The 16,641-nt window shown below is 33.1% G+C and carries 18 protein-coding genes; 2 read left to right on the top strand and 16 right to left on the bottom strand.

What is annotated here, in order from left to right; translation table 11 throughout:
• The first annotated feature begins 146 nt into the window (after positions 1–146).
• A complete protein-coding gene (locus tag CLCOS_RS11890) occupies positions 147–896 on the top strand; it encodes a hypothetical protein (protein WP_063600126.1) in 750 nt (249 codons plus the stop codon).
• A gap of 55 nt (positions 897–951) precedes the next feature.
• On the opposite strand, the gene CLCOS_RS11895 is transcribed toward CLCOS_RS11890, so the two are convergent.
• Entirely contained in the window at positions 952–1,563 is a 612-nt protein-coding gene (locus CLCOS_RS11895; protein WP_013239852.1) for a DUF975 family protein, read from the bottom strand.
• A 193-nt stretch (positions 1,564–1,756) separates the two neighbouring features.
• On the opposite strand from CLCOS_RS11895, the gene CLCOS_RS11900 reads away from it, so the two are divergent.
• A complete protein-coding gene (locus tag CLCOS_RS11900) occupies positions 1,757–2,977 on the top strand; it encodes a multidrug efflux MFS transporter (protein WP_063600125.1) in 1,221 nt (406 codons plus the stop codon).
• 273 nt (positions 2,978–3,250) lie between these two features.
• Here CLCOS_RS11900 and CLCOS_RS11905 read toward each other — a convergent pair whose 3' ends face one another.
• The 15 genes from CLCOS_RS11905 to CLCOS_RS11975 form a co-directional block, all read right to left on the bottom strand.
• Positions 3,251–3,703 carry a cupin domain-containing protein gene (locus CLCOS_RS11905; protein WP_063600124.1) on the bottom strand — a complete coding sequence of 151 codons (453 nt, stop codon included), beginning with the start codon at positions 3,701–3,703 and terminating at the stop codon, positions 3,251–3,253.
• A gap of 17 nt (positions 3,704–3,720) precedes the next feature.
• A complete protein-coding gene (gene eutH, locus CLCOS_RS11910) occupies positions 3,721–4,839 on the bottom strand; it encodes an ethanolamine utilization protein EutH (protein ID WP_063600123.1) in 1,119 nt (372 codons plus the stop codon).
• Between the two features lie 29 nt (positions 4,840–4,868).
• Positions 4,869–5,150 (bottom strand): EutN/CcmL family microcompartment protein, encoded by a 282-nt coding sequence (locus tag CLCOS_RS11915; RefSeq protein WP_063600122.1) that lies wholly within the window; start codon positions 5,148–5,150, stop codon positions 4,869–4,871.
• Between the two features lie 22 nt (positions 5,151–5,172).
• Positions 5,173–5,895, bottom strand: a complete 723-nt coding sequence (locus tag CLCOS_RS11920; RefSeq protein WP_063600121.1) for a hypothetical protein — start codon at positions 5,893–5,895, stop codon at positions 5,173–5,175.
• Complete coding sequence (gene eutJ, locus CLCOS_RS11925) at positions 5,896–6,729, bottom strand: ethanolamine utilization protein EutJ (RefSeq protein ID WP_063600120.1); 834 nt, start codon at positions 6,727–6,729, stop codon at positions 5,896–5,898.
• A gap of 12 nt (positions 6,730–6,741) precedes the next feature.
• Complete coding sequence (pduL, locus tag CLCOS_RS11930; RefSeq protein ID WP_204524431.1) at positions 6,742–7,368, bottom strand: phosphate propanoyltransferase; 627 nt, start codon at positions 7,366–7,368, stop codon at positions 6,742–6,744.
• Between the two features lie 13 nt (positions 7,369–7,381).
• Entirely contained in the window at positions 7,382–8,137 is a 756-nt protein-coding gene (locus CLCOS_RS11935) for a cobalamin adenosyltransferase (RefSeq protein ID WP_063600119.1), read from the bottom strand.
• Positions 8,138–8,202: 65 nt separating this feature from the next.
• Positions 8,203–8,496 carry an ethanolamine utilization microcompartment protein EutM gene (eutM, locus tag CLCOS_RS11940; protein ID WP_063600118.1) on the bottom strand — a complete coding sequence of 98 codons (294 nt, stop codon included), beginning with the start codon at positions 8,494–8,496 and terminating at the stop codon, positions 8,203–8,205.
• 19 nt (positions 8,497–8,515) lie between these two features.
• Positions 8,516–9,988 (bottom strand): acetaldehyde dehydrogenase (acetylating), encoded by a 1,473-nt coding sequence (locus tag CLCOS_RS11945; RefSeq protein ID WP_063600117.1) that lies wholly within the window; start codon positions 9,986–9,988, stop codon positions 8,516–8,518.
• Positions 9,989–10,717 carry a BMC domain-containing protein gene (locus CLCOS_RS22995; protein ID WP_063600116.1) on the bottom strand — a complete coding sequence of 243 codons (729 nt, stop codon included), beginning with the start codon at positions 10,715–10,717 and terminating at the stop codon, positions 9,989–9,991.
• Between the two features lie 2 nt (positions 10,718–10,719).
• Positions 10,720–11,373 carry an ethanolamine utilization microcompartment protein EutL gene (eutL, locus tag CLCOS_RS11955; protein WP_063600115.1) on the bottom strand — a complete coding sequence of 218 codons (654 nt, stop codon included), beginning with the start codon at positions 11,371–11,373 and terminating at the stop codon, positions 10,720–10,722.
• A gap of 16 nt (positions 11,374–11,389) precedes the next feature.
• Positions 11,390–12,277 (bottom strand): ethanolamine ammonia-lyase subunit EutC, encoded by an 888-nt coding sequence (gene eutC / locus CLCOS_RS11960; RefSeq protein WP_063600114.1) that lies wholly within the window; start codon positions 12,275–12,277, stop codon positions 11,390–11,392.
• 15 nt (positions 12,278–12,292) lie between these two features.
• A complete protein-coding gene (locus CLCOS_RS11965; RefSeq protein WP_063600113.1) occupies positions 12,293–13,657 on the bottom strand; it encodes an ethanolamine ammonia-lyase subunit EutB in 1,365 nt (454 codons plus the stop codon).
• Between the two features lie 15 nt (positions 13,658–13,672).
• Positions 13,673–15,109: an ethanolamine ammonia-lyase reactivating factor EutA gene (gene eutA / locus CLCOS_RS11970; RefSeq protein WP_063600112.1), complete on the bottom strand. Its 1,437-nt coding sequence runs from the start codon at positions 15,107–15,109 to the stop codon at positions 13,673–13,675.
• 112 nt (positions 15,110–15,221) lie between these two features.
• On the bottom strand, positions 15,222–16,637 hold the full coding sequence (locus tag CLCOS_RS11975; RefSeq protein WP_063600111.1) for a histidine kinase N-terminal domain-containing protein: 1,416 nt from the start codon (positions 16,635–16,637) through the stop codon (positions 15,222–15,224).
• Between the last annotated feature and the right edge of the window lie 4 nt (positions 16,638–16,641).

Consider the following 16,641-nt stretch of genomic DNA (forward strand, 5'->3'; position numbering starts at 1 on the left):
ACGATTTTTCCTAAAGGATAACGCCTTCTAAGTGCTGAAGCACTAAGAATCCTGTTAATAAGCATCAGGTGGAGTTAAACCTCCATCTGATACTAAGAACTCTGTTTATAACATGATTTGCAAATATATCACTTTGGAGGAATTTTATGAAAAAAAATATTATTAAAAGTTCCATAGTATTTATGGTGATTTTTGCTTTATTTTTTATAGCATCAGATAAATCAACTGTTCATGCATTAAATTGCTATACAGTAAGCTTGTCAAATTTTAAAGAGGTATCCCAAAACATTTATGTACAGCCAAATACTTCTGATAAAGATATAAATAATATATTGAGTACCATTTCCAAATCTAAAAACATTGTGGCCAATTTATATGGAAGTTTCAATGCTAAACCTGTCTTTATAATTAGCAAAGATTCAACAGCCTTAAAAAAATTTGGTGTTGAAAATAAAACAGGAGCTACACAAAAAACTATACTAGGTAGCTACATAGTTCTGGGACCAGAGGGGTTAAATACTAATGTAATTTCTCACGAACTCACTCACAGCGAGTTAGCCTACAGGATTCATAAAAGTACAAAAATACCTGTGTGGTTTGATGAGGGAATGGCAATGCAAGTAGATAATAGACCTAAATACTCTGAGGGACAATGGATAAAGGAAACTCAAAATGGTACAAAAATACCTGATATGAAAACTTTAAATTCATATACCCAATTTTATGCAGCTGATTTAGATACAAGAGTGTTAAATTACACTTTGGCAAAGCATGAAGTACATAGATGGTTATCTATTGTAGGCCAAAAAGGTCTATCACAGTTAATTGATGATGTTAATAATGGTAATGATTTTTATAAGTCTTATAACACCATTGAAAAAGAAAATAGTAAATAATAGCTGATCAGGACTAGCATAAGTACTAGTCCTGGTCAATAAATTAAATAATTTACTATTCTTGGTTATTCAATATTGGTACAAGCTTTACATCCTGATAGAAGTTTGCAGTAGCCGCTTGCATATAAGGACATACAAAAATAAACCCTATGCCAAAAGTAACAACTGAAAGTATTATCCATCCTAAAAAGCTGATCAATAAGCAAAATAACTCCCATTTGTGTCCATACATCATTTTCTTGCTTTCATCAAGTGCCTCAAGTACAGGAATATCTGGGTTTTCACTAAGAACATACATAGCCATAGAGTACCTCAATGATGCTATTAATCCCGGTATAATAAGCAGCAGTGACCATAAAAAAATAAATATGCTCATAATAATATATAGTATTATTGCAGAACCTAGATTTTTAAACCCATCGAACAAATCCTCCACTTGAAACTTCTCGGATTTTACAAGTTTTATAAAGCATCCTACAACACCAAGTGTAAGTGGTCCAACAATCAAAAAAGAAATAATGATACCTGCATGTGGTATAAAATTTATACCAATAATAATTAGTGAATACACAAGGCACACCAAAACACACTTACCCCAGTTACCCTTTAACTGATCTCTAGATACTTTCCTCAGCTGATAGCTAGTACGAACAGAAGCATTACTCATTTTTAATCCCCTTTCAAATACATATATTTTGCTCTACATATTACTGCAAAAAGTTACAGCTATATTAACTTATGATCTATCAAATAAAACTGTTAATTTATTTAAATGTAATTCAAATTTATTCTTTCAAAATTGAGCAGTATGATATATCATATAACTAATGTTGGTAATTTTGAAAGAAGGCTTGACATCATTGAAAATTTGGAAAAGAAACCTAATTGTATGTTGGTTAGGAGCATTTGTAACTGCCTTGGGACTAAGCCAAATAGCCCCAATAATGCCCCTTTACATCAAACAACTTGGTATTCATGACATCTCTACTATTGAACAAATATCTGGAGTTGCCTTTGGAGTTACTTTTGTAGTTTTAGCAATATTTTCACCAATTTGGGGATATGCAGCTGATAAAATTGGTAGAAAACCAATGCTCTTACGTGCAAGTATTGGAATGTCTATTGTAATTTCAACTATGGGACTTGCACAAAATATATATCAACTTATTGGTTTAAGAATGCTCCAAGGAGTTGTAGCAGGTTACAGTACAGCTTGTATGACATTAATTGCAACTCAAACCGAAAAAGAACATTCTGGTTGGGCATTAGGTGTGCTGTCCACAGCTTCTATTTCTGGTTCACTACTTGGGCCACTTATTGGAGGATATCTTGATGAAATTTTGGGACTGCAATTTACTTTTTTCTTTACTGGTATCCTTATGCTAATTGTTTTTATTCTAACTTTAATATTTGTAAAAGAAAACTTTATAAAATCCAATAAAAAAGTACTCAGTACAAAAGAAGTTTGGAAACAACTTCCTGATTGTCACTTAACTATTGTTTTATTTGCTACTTCTTTTATTTTACAGCTTGCCTTTTATTCTATAGAACCCATAATAACAGTATATATATCTCAATTATCTCGCAGCTCAGCCCATATTGCCTTAATTTCTGGAATGGCATTTTCTGCTTCTGGCCTTGCTAGCATTATTGCAGCTCCAAGGCTTGGAAAACTGTCAGATAAAATTGGACCTCAAAAGGTTATGCTTGCATCACTTATTATAGCTGGTTTAATATTTATACCTCAAGCTTTTGTAAAAAATTCTTGGCAGCTTATCATATTAAGATTTTCATTAGGTTTTGTAACAGCAGGACTAGCACCATCAATTAATACACTGGTAAAGAAAATAACACCAGAAGCCCTTACTGGAAGAATGTTTGGTTTTAACATGAGCGCATTTTATTTAGGTACCTTTTCCGGTTCTTTACTTGGTGGACAAATAGCTTCATATTTTGGTATGAAGTATGTATTTTTCATCACCAGCACATTACTTCTTTTAAATGGTTTATTGGTTTATGAAAAAATCTGTAAAAAGTTAGATTCAAATGCTACTACTCCATTAAAAGAGCATATGGTTTAAAAATCAGTTTTAAGTTCATTAAAGAATATATTCCTCTGTCATTATCACCTATCAACATCTATAGAATATTATATGTTGAGGGGTAAACTGTATTAAGATATATGTAAAATCATTGTTAGGAGATGTGATTTATGTCACAAAAAAACAGCAATTATATCTTAGACATGAAAAATACTAAGATAAAAAAGTTGTTAGCAATTAAAAAAAAGGAATGAACATAGATTTAATCCTTTAAATCTATGTTCATTCTCCATAATTAGTTAGCATTCCAAATTACTTATTTTCTTCAGCCCAGTCAGCAGGATAAGTACAGTACATAAATTTTGCATATTTAGGTACAGAAAATTTAATTTTTGAATTTCTTGGTATCATTAAAATATCACCCTTATTTCCGCCAATCCTTTTGTCACCTATTACAATCTCAAGCCTGCCTTCTATAATATAATCTATTTCTTCATATTTAAGTGTCCAATCAAATGTAGTTTCAGTCATTTCCATAATACCACATCCCATATATGGGCTCTCATCAAGAGTTAACACATCTGTAAGCAGTACATTGTCCCCTTCTTTTCCCGTATCAAATTTTTGACATTTTACTGTATCAGTTTTTACATGAATAACTCCTCCAGGGCCAACTTCCTTTTCAAAGTCATTATTATTTGATAATTTTTCAGCTATAATTTTTCTTACTATTTCTTCAATAAACTTTTCACTAATTTCAGCCATTTCAAACACACCTCTCTTTAAGCATTTTTAACATCAATTTTTTCAACACTATTTTTCTTGATAGTACTTTTTGGTGCTATAAGTGAAGCAACTGCCACAGCACTTATTCCACCTATAAGCTTTCCTACAATCATTGGAAATATCATCTGCTTGTTTACACCTGCTGCAAATCCAAGATGATCACCAAATACAAAAGCTGCGCTTACTGCAAATGCGACATTTAACACTTTTCCCCTATCATCCATGTCCTTCATCATTTGGATCATAGGTATATCATTTGCAAGAGTTGCAACCATTCCAGCTGCTGCAACATCTCCCATACCAAGAAGTCCACCTAATTTCATAAGCGGCTTTTTAAAAACTTTTGTAATAACATATACAAGTGGAAAAGCACCTGCAAGCATAATTGCAATATTTCCCACAATTAGTATGCCATCTGAAAGTGGAGCCATTCCAGGTATTACTACGATACCTGTAAGAGTTTGAATTATTATAGCAGCAAGTCCTACTGTTATCATTACTGTAACGGCATTTCCAAATATGTTGAATCCCTTGATCATACCATTAGGTACTCTCCACAAGCCTATTGCTATTAATGCTGCAAATATTATTATAGGTACAAGATTTTTTAATATCATAACTATGTTGAATCCAGCTGCAATACCACCAAAGAAGCATCCTACTGGTATTGTCATTATACCTGCAAGCACACCTTTTGCAAGAAATTTTCTATCTTCTTTTTTTATAATTCCAAGTGCTACAGGAATAGTAAATACAATAGTAGCTCCCATCATTGAACCTAATATTAAGCCTGCAAATTGCCCTGCATCATGTGAAAGTGCCAGTTTAAGTGCAAGAGGATATCCGCCCATATCACATGCAAGAAATGTCGTTGCAAACATTGAAGGGTCTGCACCAAGTGCAGTATAAATAGGTACAACAACTGGTTTCAATACTTTAGCTAGTACTGGAGCTAGAGAAACAACTCCAACCATAGAAATTGTAAGAGAACCCATCGCATTGAAACCTTCTTCAAATTTTTCACCAAGTCCAAATTTATTTCCTATACACTTGTCCAAAGCTCCAAATATCATAAATATTACCATTATATAAACAATTATCTGATTTATTCCCATATTAAACCTCCTTTAAACTACATTAAGAATTATTCTTTTTCACCTTTCTCTACCTCCACATTATCTACTATACCAACAATAGTTGCGTCTACAGGTATATATTTTTTACCAAGACATACTCTAGCAGAACTTCCCTTTACTACGAGAACTATCTCTCCTATACCAGATCCTATGCTGTCTACCGCTATAAACGTATGACCTTCGTAATAAGAGTAACAATCTATGGGCTTCACAATAAGAAACTTAAGTCCATTAAGGTCATCATCTTTCTTCGTAGCCCATACATTTCCAACAATTTTACCTATTTCCATATAACAATCCTTTCCTTTGAAGTTATTCTATTCTATTAACTTTTAACCCGTTTATCTTTATATAATCAACAGCAAGAGAAGTTATAATGGCCTTTTTAGGAACACTTATTTCTATATATCCTTTTTCACAAGCTTTTCTAATTTCCGATTCAGTTATCAACTTTTTGCCTGTAAATTCAAGTATATTTTTATTTTTTTTCTCTAAGCCTTCATTTTTATGATCAATTGCACTGTTTTTAATATTCTCCTCATCTCTGTTATTCTGTTTAGGTTCACTAAATTCATTTACAAAGTTTTCCCTATCCACTATACGTACCCCATACTCACAAAGCTTTTTTTCATACTCCTCATAAAGTTTATACAAAGCCTTGTTAGAAGTAGCTGCATATTTTCTATACGCTATGCCATCATCGAGTAAAAATACTTTTTTGCCTAACAAAAGTGCTTCAAGAACTGTCTGTTCTTTTATACCACTTTCCAATCCCATCGCCATATTTACAATTTCCTTATTGCTCAAGGATGTAATTATAATTTTTTCATATGTGAGGGTATCCTTTTTATCTTTCATATAATCTATTTCATATCCAAGAAAATTTAACTTTTGCTCTATAATTTTAAAACTTTCATCACTACTTTTATCAAGCACTAAAATTCTTTTTAAGGATTTTTGAGGATATCCATTTTCATCTTTCAATCTTTTCATTATCTCCCGTGTAACCATATCAACAATAGCATTAATATCCATTTAATCACCTTCTTTATTACAACAGTTTAAAGCAATTCCTATTGGAGTTACTAATAATGGATTCGACGGCTTAACTGTTTTTATACCAGTTTCTTTCTCAATAACACTCTCAAACCCTTTTAAACAGCATGTACCACCTACAAGATAGATAGTGTTTACTTTAAATTCCCTTATATGACTTTTTATTATGGAAGCCACTTTCTGTATCACAGGCCTTACAATATTAAAAATTTCATTCTGTTTTTCACTTGTTTTTTTCATTTTTTCTGCTTCAGTAAAACTTATCCCATACTGTCCAGCTATTACAAGAGATAAATGTGTACCCCCTGTAGGTTCATCAGCTGTGTATATAGTTTTTCCATTTTCAAATATGGAAAGTCCCGTGGTTCCACCACCTATATCTACTACAACTCCATCTTTTATATTGAGCACTGAATTTGCTGCCGTAGGTTCATCAAGTATCGCAGTAACATCCATTCCCGCTCCCTCCACTATATATCTATGAGTATCAGCATCCCTTTTTCCCGTACCAGGAGGAACAGCAATAGCTGCTTTAACAAGTTCTATTCCTGTTTTTTCTTGAATTTTCTTTTTTAATCTTCTTACTATATCACTTGCTCCAGTAAAATCTACTACCAATCCATCTTTAACCACTTCAGCATATTCCATTTCACAAGCTACAGGATTTTTATTACTGTCAAGCACAACGATTACTATGTAGGAAGTGCCAAGATCAACTCCCACCAAATATTTTTCATTTTTTTCTACTTTTGCAGGATACTTTATACTTTTTTCTACTGAACTTACAAAGTTATTTATCTCTTCAAGATTCACAGCAGGCACCTCCTATTTAACTATCTTTGCATTCATTCCCTTTAGATAACAACATGCATTGGCTTCGTCAAAATCAATGTGCATAGCCGTTTTATATTTATTGCTCACCCTTATAACTACATCACCAAATATAAGAGATCTTTCTCCTAAGGTCTGAATTTTTACATTATCCCCATTTTGTACTCCATATAATCTTGCATCAAATGGAGTCATATGGATATGTCTTTTGGCCACAATCACTTTTTCCTCAGCCTTTATAACAGATTTTCCTGCCGCAATAATAAGTGATGCACTTTTTTTCAAATTTCCAGATTCTCTAACTGGAGGATTAATACCAAGAGTAGCAGCATCTGTTTTAGAAACTTCAACCTGTGTTTCATTTCTAACAGGTCCGAGCACTGACACATTTTTTATAACACCTTTAGGTCCAATAAGCATTACCTTTTCATTACTTTGAAACTGTCCAGGTTGAGAAAGATCCTTTTTCTTTGTAAGACTATATCCTTCACCAAAAAGATTCTCCATATCTTCCTGTGATAAATGAACATGCCTTCCCGATACTTCTATAGGAATAGGTCTATGGTTCAAAATCATCTCTATTATCTTATTTGCAACAGTTTCAATATCATAATTGTTCAACTACTTCACCTCTTTACTTATACATTCCTGCTTTATACTTGCACATCATTATATAAAAGCAGCTGCTGAGCCTGTTTAAATACATGACAATATCCTCTCTTGTCAGAACACCTTCCATGTTTTTAAAAGCTTTAAACGCACATATTTCAACTTTTCGTGAATAGCTCCTCAAAGAATTGAGCATTACTACCATTTCACCCATATCCGCTTGTGTTATAAAATGATCCACATTAAAATACTTTTTAGGATGATGTGACATTTCCCTAAGTTCACTGTCATTCATTCCAAGTAAAACCAAATCTCCAAGTTTTTCTTCAAGTACTTCTGCTCTTAAAATATTTCTTACAAATTTAAGAACTTCCCCCAAATCCTTTCTAAGGCTCGAACATTTATTTTTTTCAGCTTTGACTTGGGCTTCAAGTATATTGGATTCAAGGTTATCAAGTTCACCTCGAAGTATTATTCTTGGATGATCTTTATAAACAAGTTTGTTTCCATAAAGCTGGGTCATAAATTCAGGTTTTTTTTCATAATACCCTCCCTGAAGTGTTACATACACAGGTTTTATAGTTTTATCTATAGGAGCCACATTATTAGGCAGAGCAGATTTTTTTTCGTTATCTTCTTCTTTAATAACAAGTTTTATATTCTTGTCATTTAAGTACTGCCTTGCAGAAGGAGTAACTATAACATTTTTTGCTATAGCATATTCAGAAATATTTTTATTTCTTAAACTTGTTCTAAGCTCATACTCCGTTAATACACTCATATCATCACATCCTTTTAAGAATGTATATCACCCGGGTATTTTTTATCCCGGGTTTTTATCCTTTTTTAGTCTTCTACTCTCTCTATTTTAGGTAAAATGTATTCAACTTCATTATGAGGTCTTGGTATTACATGTACTGAAAGAAGTTCTCCAACTCTTTCGGCAGCTGCAGCACCTGCATCTGTTGCAGCTTTTACAGCTCCAACATCTCCTCTTACCATTACAGTTACAAGCCCTCCACCTACATGTACCTTACCTATAAGTGTTACATTGGCTGCTTTTACCATAGCATCAGAAGCTTCTATTGCTGCTACCAATCCCTTTGTTTCAATCATTCCTAGAGCATTTGTATTTGTCATATTAATTCCTCCCTATATTTTACAAACTAAGCTTTTCAGCTATTTTTTTAGTTATAAGTTCAACGTACTGATCAGAAATATCTAAAACAGTATGTGAGGTTTCTCTGTCATTACAATTACTTACAAAATTTTTTATATCTTCTATTTCCTTTACTCCATAGGCAACTCTTCTTATATTTATAAGATTCCTTGGCCCTACATTATCAGAAGTTGCACTTCCTCCAACTGCTCCGCATCCAAGTGTAAGTGCAGGCACTAAATTTGTAGTAGCTCCTATTCCTCCAAGTGATCCCGGCGTGTTTACAAGTATTCTGGATACAGGTTTTTTAAGCCCAAATTCTTTTACTATTTCTTCATTGTTTGAATGTATTATGAGAGTATGTCCTATACCTTCATTATTTAAAAGCTCAATACATCTCTCGCAAGCTTTTTCCCAATTTTCTTCACAGTAGAATGCTAAAATTGTTGTAAGCTTTTCCCTTGAAAATGGGTTATCTTTTCCAACTGTTGTCTGCTCTGAAATCAATATTCTTGCATTTGGATCTACAGTTATATCTGCCATTTCAGCTATTTTCTGAGCTGATTTTCCCACAATTTGAGGATTCATAGTACCATTTGCTCTCAATATAAACTTTGCTACTTTTTCGGATTGTTCTTTAGATAAGAAGTATGCTCCTTGACGTTTAAGCTCATCTACAACTTCATCTTTTATACACTTTTCAACTACTATGGACTGTTCTGAAGCACATATTACCCCATTGTCAAAAGTTTTACTATCCATTATTCTTTTTACTGCAAGCTTTATATTTGCTGTTTTTTCAATAAAAGCAGGTCCATTTCCAGGTCCAACTCCTATAGCAGGAGTTCCTGAACTGTATGCTGCCTTTACCATAGCTGATCCACCTGTTGCTAGTATGAGATCAACGTTTTTCATAAGCTCATGAGTTCCTTCCATAGTAAGTATGCTCATTCCGGAAACCATTCCTAAGGGTGCTCCTGCCTCAACAGCTGCATCACTTACAACTTTTATAGCTTCTGCAATGCAATGTCTTGCCTTAGGATGAGGACTAAATACAATTGCATTTCCTGATTTTAAAGCTATAAGACTTTTGTATATAACGGTAGAAGTAGGATTAGTTGATGGTACAAGTCCTGCAATAATACCTACAGGTGAACCTATCTCTAATATTTTTCTATCTTTGTCATCTCTTAAAATGCCTACTAACTTCATGTCTTTTATATTTTCATACACTATTTCACTAGCAAATTTGTTTTTAATTATCTTATCGGGTAAATTTCCAAAAGTTGTTTCTTCTACAGCAAGTTTTGCTAGTCTTTCAGCTTGTAAACCAGCGGATTCTGCTACATGCTCAATAATTTTATTCATCTTTTCCTGACTGAATTTACAATATTCCTGTTGAGCTTGTCTTGCTTTTTGAACAAGCCGTCTTACATCTTGTATAGATTGCAAATCCCTATCCATATTTTCCATTTATTTTAGCCTCCTTGTATAGTATTCTAAAATTGCTTTAATCAGCTGCTTTTTCTTGCCAAATTTAATGTCCTTCTTAGTCAATGAACTTAAATTCATTCTTCTAGCCATATTTCTGAGTTCAATAACTTTCATTCTTTCAAGTTTTTGTTTTATCTCAAGAAGTGAACCTGACTTTCTTTCCTCATCTACTTTTACTCTCTCTGGTTGTTCCTGATTTGATTCATCTGGAGCTAGTTTTTCCAGGTTTTCTGAACCTTCTGGTTCTGATTCTTCCTGATCTGGTTCCTTTATACCCGACTCTTTTGGATCTTCTCTCTCTTCTATCCCATCTAGCTTTTCTTGTTCTTCTGATTCCTCTGGTTTTTCCAATTCTTGTAGTTTTTCTACACATTCAAGCTTTTCCAACTCTTCTGGCTTTTCCTGTATTTCTTTAAGCACCATATCTTTCTTTTCTGTTTCACAGAAAAATTTAAATACATCATCAGCAGGCCGTGGTATAACAAATGCCGAAATTAATTTTCCCACTTTATTCACTGCTGTTTTAGCAGCTTCAATAGATGCATTTACAGCACCAACATCACCCGTAACCTTGATAGTAACAAGCCCCTCCCTTATAAGTTCACAACCAGCAAATTTAACATTTGCAGATTTTAGAGAGACATCAAGTGCTTCTACAGCTGCTATATATCCTAATGTTTCAACCATACCTAATGCTTGACTATACATTTTTAAAACTGAGTCGGATTATCGGCTACAAATTTTACTGAATTGGCAAATGCATCACAAGCAGCTTTACAAGCAGATTGGCTTCCTGTCAAAAGCCCTCCTCCAAAATTAGTTTCAGATGGAGGTCCATAAAATGTTGCAACCTTTACATCTGCTGCCTTTAAAGCTGCATCTAGCCCATATATTGCCTCAAGGGGTGGTGCTATAAGATAAGCTATTGCTTCACCCTCTGGTATACCAGCTACTTTTGAAAGATATGTACCTGTTCTTGAAATACACTGTGCATAATAAATAATATCGTCATCATCATTTGCACTATAAAAACAAGCTTTACTATTTATGAACTCTACTGCTGCATCTAGTCCACTTCTAATTTCAGCAGGATTAGGAGCTGCAAGAATTCCTATAAATTCTCCTGCAAGTTTTGTGCTTGCATTTCCTGAACCTGCATACATAGATTTTGCATATACTACTTCAACATCAGCTTTTTTTGTAGCTTCATCAATTGCCGTATATGAAACATCATCTATATCGGAAGTTATAAGTCCAAGACTTCTTTGATTTGACTGCAAATTTAACGCTTGTGCCAAATCAGGGTCAACACTAGGAATTATTTTTACGCTCAACACACGGGCTTTTATTGGATCATTTTTCATATGCTTTTCCTCCTAATTAAAGTTTTAAATCAACTCCACTTTTTTTCTCTTCTAAAATAGTTTTTATAATATCCGCAATATGAGCTCCTGCTTCTACCGGAGGTGTTCCTCCTCTATGAATATTAGAAACAACGGTTCTTCTAGCTTCAGGCATATTAACAGTTGCTCTATAAGCCATATAGGCACTCATACTTTCAGCTGTTACAAGTCCCGGTCTTTCTCCAATAAGTACACACGTAACTTCAGCATCAAGTGTTTCTGATATAACATCCATAGCAGGCACTCTACCATATTTTACAAAAAACGGTGTACCTACCTTTATTCCATAGCCTTCAAGTCCTTGAATCATTGCAGGCAAAACATCACTTACATTTGATTCAATTGAGGTTGAACTAAGTCCATCTGATACGTAAATCTGAACTTGTGGTTTCATTATGCATTTTTCTCTTACTTTGTCTAACTCTTCTTTTTCAAATTGTCTTCCAAGATCAGGTCTTGTAAGGTATTCATCTTTATCTTTACATTTTGTTTTTATTGAAAACAAATTCATCTTTTTTATAAATTCTTCAGGAACACTTGTAAATACGGCATCCATTGCCGCAGCATGATCTGCTCTAAATCTCAAAAGCGATTCTGTGTTATACCTTGTTCCTGTTCTCCACATACCAAGCCTTGCAGATGTCATTTGTTTTGCCTTCATATATGCTTCTCTATTCTCTGGATTGGGCACATAAAAAAGGTCTCTCAAATTTTTTCCTGTTATATCAGGTAAAATGCCACCAGATATATCATTTTGCACACTGCTGTTACTTATATCTACTTTATCAGTATCCTTTTTATCAGCAGAAACCACCTCACACAAAACCTGCTCAATCATCTTTTTTAATTCATTTTCTGATACCATTATTTTCACCCCTTATTATTTAAGAAATATAGACGCATCTCCAGCAATTTCAGTGAATTTGCCATCTTCAGTTATTCCCATTTTTTCAAGCCACTGATCAAATTCCTTTATAGGCTTCAATCCAAGTAATTGTCTAAGTGTTGGAGTGTCATGATAACTTGTACATTGGTAATTAAGCATTACATCATCTCCAAAAGGTACACCCATAAAGTAATTACAACCAGCCGTAGCAAGAAGTACAGCCAAATTTTCAATATCATTCTGATCTGCTTTCATATGATTTGTATAACAAGCATCACATCCCATAGGTATTCCAGTAAGTTTTCCCATAAAGTGATCCTCAAGTCCAGCTCTTGTAACCTGTTTACTATCATATAAAAATTCAGGTCCTATAAATCCAACAACTGTGTTTACAAGAAATGGACTATATCTTTTTGCCAGACCATAACACCTAGCTTCCAATGTCACTTGATCTGCACCATTATGTGCATTTGACGAAAGTTCAGAGCCCTGACCTGTTTCAAAATACATTACATTAGGTCCTGTAGATGTTCCAAGCTTTGTAACAATTTCCTTTGCTTCATCCAGCATACTTGCAGTTATTCCAAAAGCTTCATTACCCTTTTGAGTGCCAGCAATACTCTGGAAAATCAAATCTGAAGGTGCACCCTTTTTAATAGCTTCCATCTGCGTTGTTACATGTGCAAGCACACAAGCCTGCGTAGGTATTTCCCACTTATTCTTTATTTCATCAAATTTATTTAAAATTTTAGTTACATTATCTACTGTATCTTCAACAGGATTTAATCCTATTACAGCATCACCAATTCCATAGGATAAACCTTCCATAAGAGATGCTACTATACCATCAATATTATCTGTGGTATGATTTGGCTGTAATCTAGATGAAAGAGTTCCTTCTAATCCTATAGTAGTGTTGCAGTGAGCTGTTCTTCTAATTTTCCTTGCTCCAACAATAAGATCCATGTTTGACATAAGTTTTGCAACTGCGGCAACCATCTCACTTGTAAGTCCTCTGCTTATCCTCTTTATTTGCTCACCAGTTGTTTTGATATCTAATATCCATTCTCTAAGTTCACTAACTGACCAATTTTTAATTTCATTATAAATTTTTTCATTTACAGAATCTTGTATTATTCTTGTTACTTCATCTTCATCATAGTCAACCACAGGATTATTTCTAAGATCTGCTAATGTCAAATGGCTTAAAACCACTTTTGCAGCAATCCTTTCGGAAACTGTAGATGCAGCTATACCAGCAAGTTTATCTCCTGATTTTTCCTCATTGGCTTTTGCAAGCACCTCTTTAACTGATTTAAATTCATACGTTTGACCAAATAATTTGGTTTTTAAAATCATTTATCTTCACCCCTTTTATGAACTAAAAGCTAACGTTTTAATAACTACAGGAACAACACGTCCATGCATAAGCGGTTTGCCTACATCTACGTAATCACCTGCTTCTACTTTTATACTGTCAATGCAAATTACATCTTTTTTATAATCAAGCATCTTATATATTGTTTGTCCAAGTACCTTGCCCATATCATTTTCAACTATTACAAATAGAGGATATTCCTCATCTAAGATATCCGAAACTCCACTTATTACAGAAGATGCCATTTGCTGTACCTCGTTAAAACTTGGACTTTTAGTACCATCTATTGCAATTGCAACTTGCTGAAATTCATTTTCCACCTTAAACCAATGAAGCCTTTCCTTTAAAGTTTCTGATATGTAACTACAATCAATATTATTATTTCTTTGATGAACTCTAACTACAGGAACATTTTTTATAGGAAACACATTCTTTGTATAGGTTATTGTGCTTCCACTTATATCAGTGGTATGAGATCCTGCACCTACAACTGTAGCTCTTATAGTTTCTCTGGATTTTTCCAAATTAAATTTTTGCGTAAGTATGGAATTCTTTATACATCTTCCAAGCAGTATACCAATATCTCCATATTTATAAACATCTTCTTCATCGTCTCCCGCATATATATAATTTGCTACTCCTCCAGAAAAAGTAATACAATCAATGTTGTAATTTAATTTAAGACCTTTATTGGTGATTATTTCTTCATATTCATGCGTTTGGTTTTTCATTCCAACAGATTGTTCAAGAAGCTCCACCATCTTTTTAACAATATTTTCAACATCAGAAATGTCAGGTATTTCACCAACTTTTATGTTTATTCCATATTTATCAGCTAGTTTTTTAATTTTAGAAGCAATATATGTTATTTCATGTGTATTTTTATCTATTTTTATAAGTCGCCCTCCTATATCAAGACAACCGGTATCAATTACTTCACCTTCTTTAAAAACTGCAAGATTTGTAGTTCCTCCTCCAATATCCATATTAGCTGCAGTGCAATTTTCTTCTTTTGATATAATGTTTGTGCCTGCTCCTTTGCCTGCAATAATGGATTCCAAATCAGGTCCTGCCGTAGCAACTACAAAATCTCCGGCGAGACCGCTCATTTCATCTAAAATCTCTCTTGCATTTTCTTTTCTTGCAGTTTCACCAGTAATTATTATTGCTCCTGTTTCAACTTCTTCAGGTTTTATACCTGCTTTCTTATATTCAGATTCTACAATTTTTCTTACTGATGAACCGTCTATTTCATTTTGTGATATCAAAGGTGTAAAATAAATATTACTTTTATATATAACCTTTTTATCTACTATATTTATTTTAGGTATTGAAAAACTAGATGCCATATTTTCAATAGTAATCCTGCTAAAAACAAGTTGTGTCGTAGATGTTCCAATGTCAATTCCCACACTCAATATTTCCTGCTTCAATTTATCACTTCCCTTCTATTAATATTTAGATGAAATTTTTCAAAAAACAAAAGTCCAAAGTTTTTTAACTTTGGGCTCCATTGCCATACATAACACTTCATTGTGCTAAAATTTAATTTTCACTATTTTTAAAATCAAAAACAACTTTAGTACCTTTATTGTTTGAACTCATATTAAGATCTCCTAAAAGCTTTTCCTTAACAATGCTTTTTACTATATTAAGTCCAAGACTTTTCCTGTCAACATTATCTATATCAAATCCTATTCCGTCATCAATAACAGATATGCTTGAATACATCTTACCATTGTCTATTTTAATATGTATACTTCCCTCCTCTTTTTCCTCAAAAGCATGTTCAATAGAATTTTCAATAAGTTCATTTACTACAAGTGATATAGATGTTGCCTTATCTGAATTGACTTTAAAATTATTACCAGAAACATCAATATATATCTTCTTTGATAGACTACAGCTATACATTTTTATTTTTTCAACAACTTTTCCTATAACTTCTTTTATATCAACATCATCCATTCCATTTTGCGATAGGATTTCATGCGTTGCAGCTATGCTTAATATGCGATTCATACTTTGCTTAAGTGCAATTTTAGTCTGTTCATTTTCTATTCTTCTTGCCTGCAAGTTAAGAAGACTTGCAATCATCTGTAAATTATTCTTAACTCTATGATGTATTTCTTTAAAGGCAACAGACTTTAGCATCAATTCTTTTTCCTGCTGTTTAAATTTTGTTATATCTTTTATCATCATAACTATCCCAACTGACCTTAAATTTTCAAATACATATTTCACTTGTAAGGTGTAATTACTTATGTTTACTTCTGAAATACTAAACTGCTTTTTTGACATAACATTTTTAAATGAATTGTCATCAAGACATACGTTATTAAAATGCATACCAACTATATTATCTTTATATCCAAGGTCTTTATATAACCGATCTGCAACAGAGTTAGTGAACTCCACAACTCCATGCTCATCAAAGATTATAATAGCATCATCCAAATAATTCGTAATACTTCCCTCATTTCCTGTTAATGAAAGAAGATTATTGGTAAGTTCCTCTGTAGTTTCAGCTAACATTTCCATATATTTGTTTTTATTAATATCTTCTGTTATGTCTTTTTCCACTATTATAACCCCTATGACATTATTATTTCTATTTCTTATTGGGGCAACTGTTTGGCTTACATTTTCATTCTCCTGAGTAACAGCCTTCATATCTTTTGTTGAAATTCCAAGTTCAAGTGTCCTTAGTGCTGCCGGCTCGTTCTCACGTAATGCCAGTTTACCAATTACACTATTTTTATACATAGACTGACAATTTACAGGTTTTGCTTCAGATACAACTATAGCTTTATTCAAATCTTTTGTAGGACAATCTATAAATACATCTGCTTGGACAAGATCAGATATTGTTGGAAGTATCTTTGATACTTCCCTTATTTTTTTGATATCGGTTTCAGAAAGATTTGTGTACATTTTGCATAAACTTAAAATCGTATTCATATTA

The organism is Clostridium coskatii, from assembly GCF_001675205.1.
Lineage (GTDB): Bacteria > Bacillota > Clostridia > Clostridiales > Clostridiaceae > Clostridium_B > Clostridium_B ljungdahlii.

Excerpts from the sequence above, each read along its gene's own strand:
- CLCOS_RS11890 (WP_063600126.1), top strand. The coding sequence starts at position 147 with ATGAAAAAAAATATTATTAAAAGTTCCATAGTATTTATGGTGATTTTT.
- CLCOS_RS11895 (WP_013239852.1), bottom strand. The coding sequence starts at position 1,563 with ATGAGTAATGCTTCTGTTCGTACTAGCTATCAGCTGAGGAAAGTATCT.
- CLCOS_RS11905 (WP_063600124.1), bottom strand. The coding sequence starts at position 3,703 with ATGGCTGAAATTAGTGAAAAGTTTATTGAAGAAATAGTAAGAAAAATT.
- eutH (WP_063600123.1), bottom strand. The coding sequence starts at position 4,839 with ATGGGAATAAATCAGATAATTGTTTATATAATGGTAATATTTATGATA.
- CLCOS_RS11915 (WP_063600122.1), bottom strand. The coding sequence starts at position 5,150 with ATGGAAATAGGTAAAATTGTTGGAAATGTATGGGCTACGAAGAAAGAT.
- CLCOS_RS11920 (WP_063600121.1), bottom strand. The coding sequence starts at position 5,895 with ATGGATATTAATGCTATTGTTGATATGGTTACACGGGAGATAATGAAA.
- CLCOS_RS11935 (WP_063600119.1), bottom strand. The coding sequence starts at position 8,137 with ATGAGTGTATTAACGGAGTATGAGCTTAGAACAAGTTTAAGAAATAAA.
- eutM (WP_063600118.1), bottom strand. The coding sequence starts at position 8,496 with ATGACAAATACAAATGCTCTAGGAATGATTGAAACAAAGGGATTGGTA.
- CLCOS_RS11945 (WP_063600117.1), bottom strand. The coding sequence starts at position 9,988 with ATGGAAAATATGGATAGGGATTTGCAATCTATACAAGATGTAAGACGG.
- CLCOS_RS22995 (WP_063600116.1), bottom strand. The coding sequence starts at position 10,717 with ATGTATAGTCAAGCATTAGGTATGGTTGAAACATTAGGATATATAGCA.
- eutL (WP_063600115.1), bottom strand. The coding sequence starts at position 11,373 with ATGAAAAATGATCCAATAAAAGCCCGTGTGTTGAGCGTAAAAATAATT.
- eutC (WP_063600114.1), bottom strand. The coding sequence starts at position 12,277 with ATGGTATCAGAAAATGAATTAAAAAAGATGATTGAGCAGGTTTTGTGT.
- CLCOS_RS11965 (WP_063600113.1), bottom strand. The coding sequence starts at position 13,657 with ATGATTTTAAAAACCAAATTATTTGGTCAAACGTATGAATTTAAATCA.
- CLCOS_RS11975 (WP_063600111.1), bottom strand. The coding sequence starts at position 16,637 with ATGAATACGATTTTAAGTTTATGCAAAATGTACACAAATCTTTCTGAA.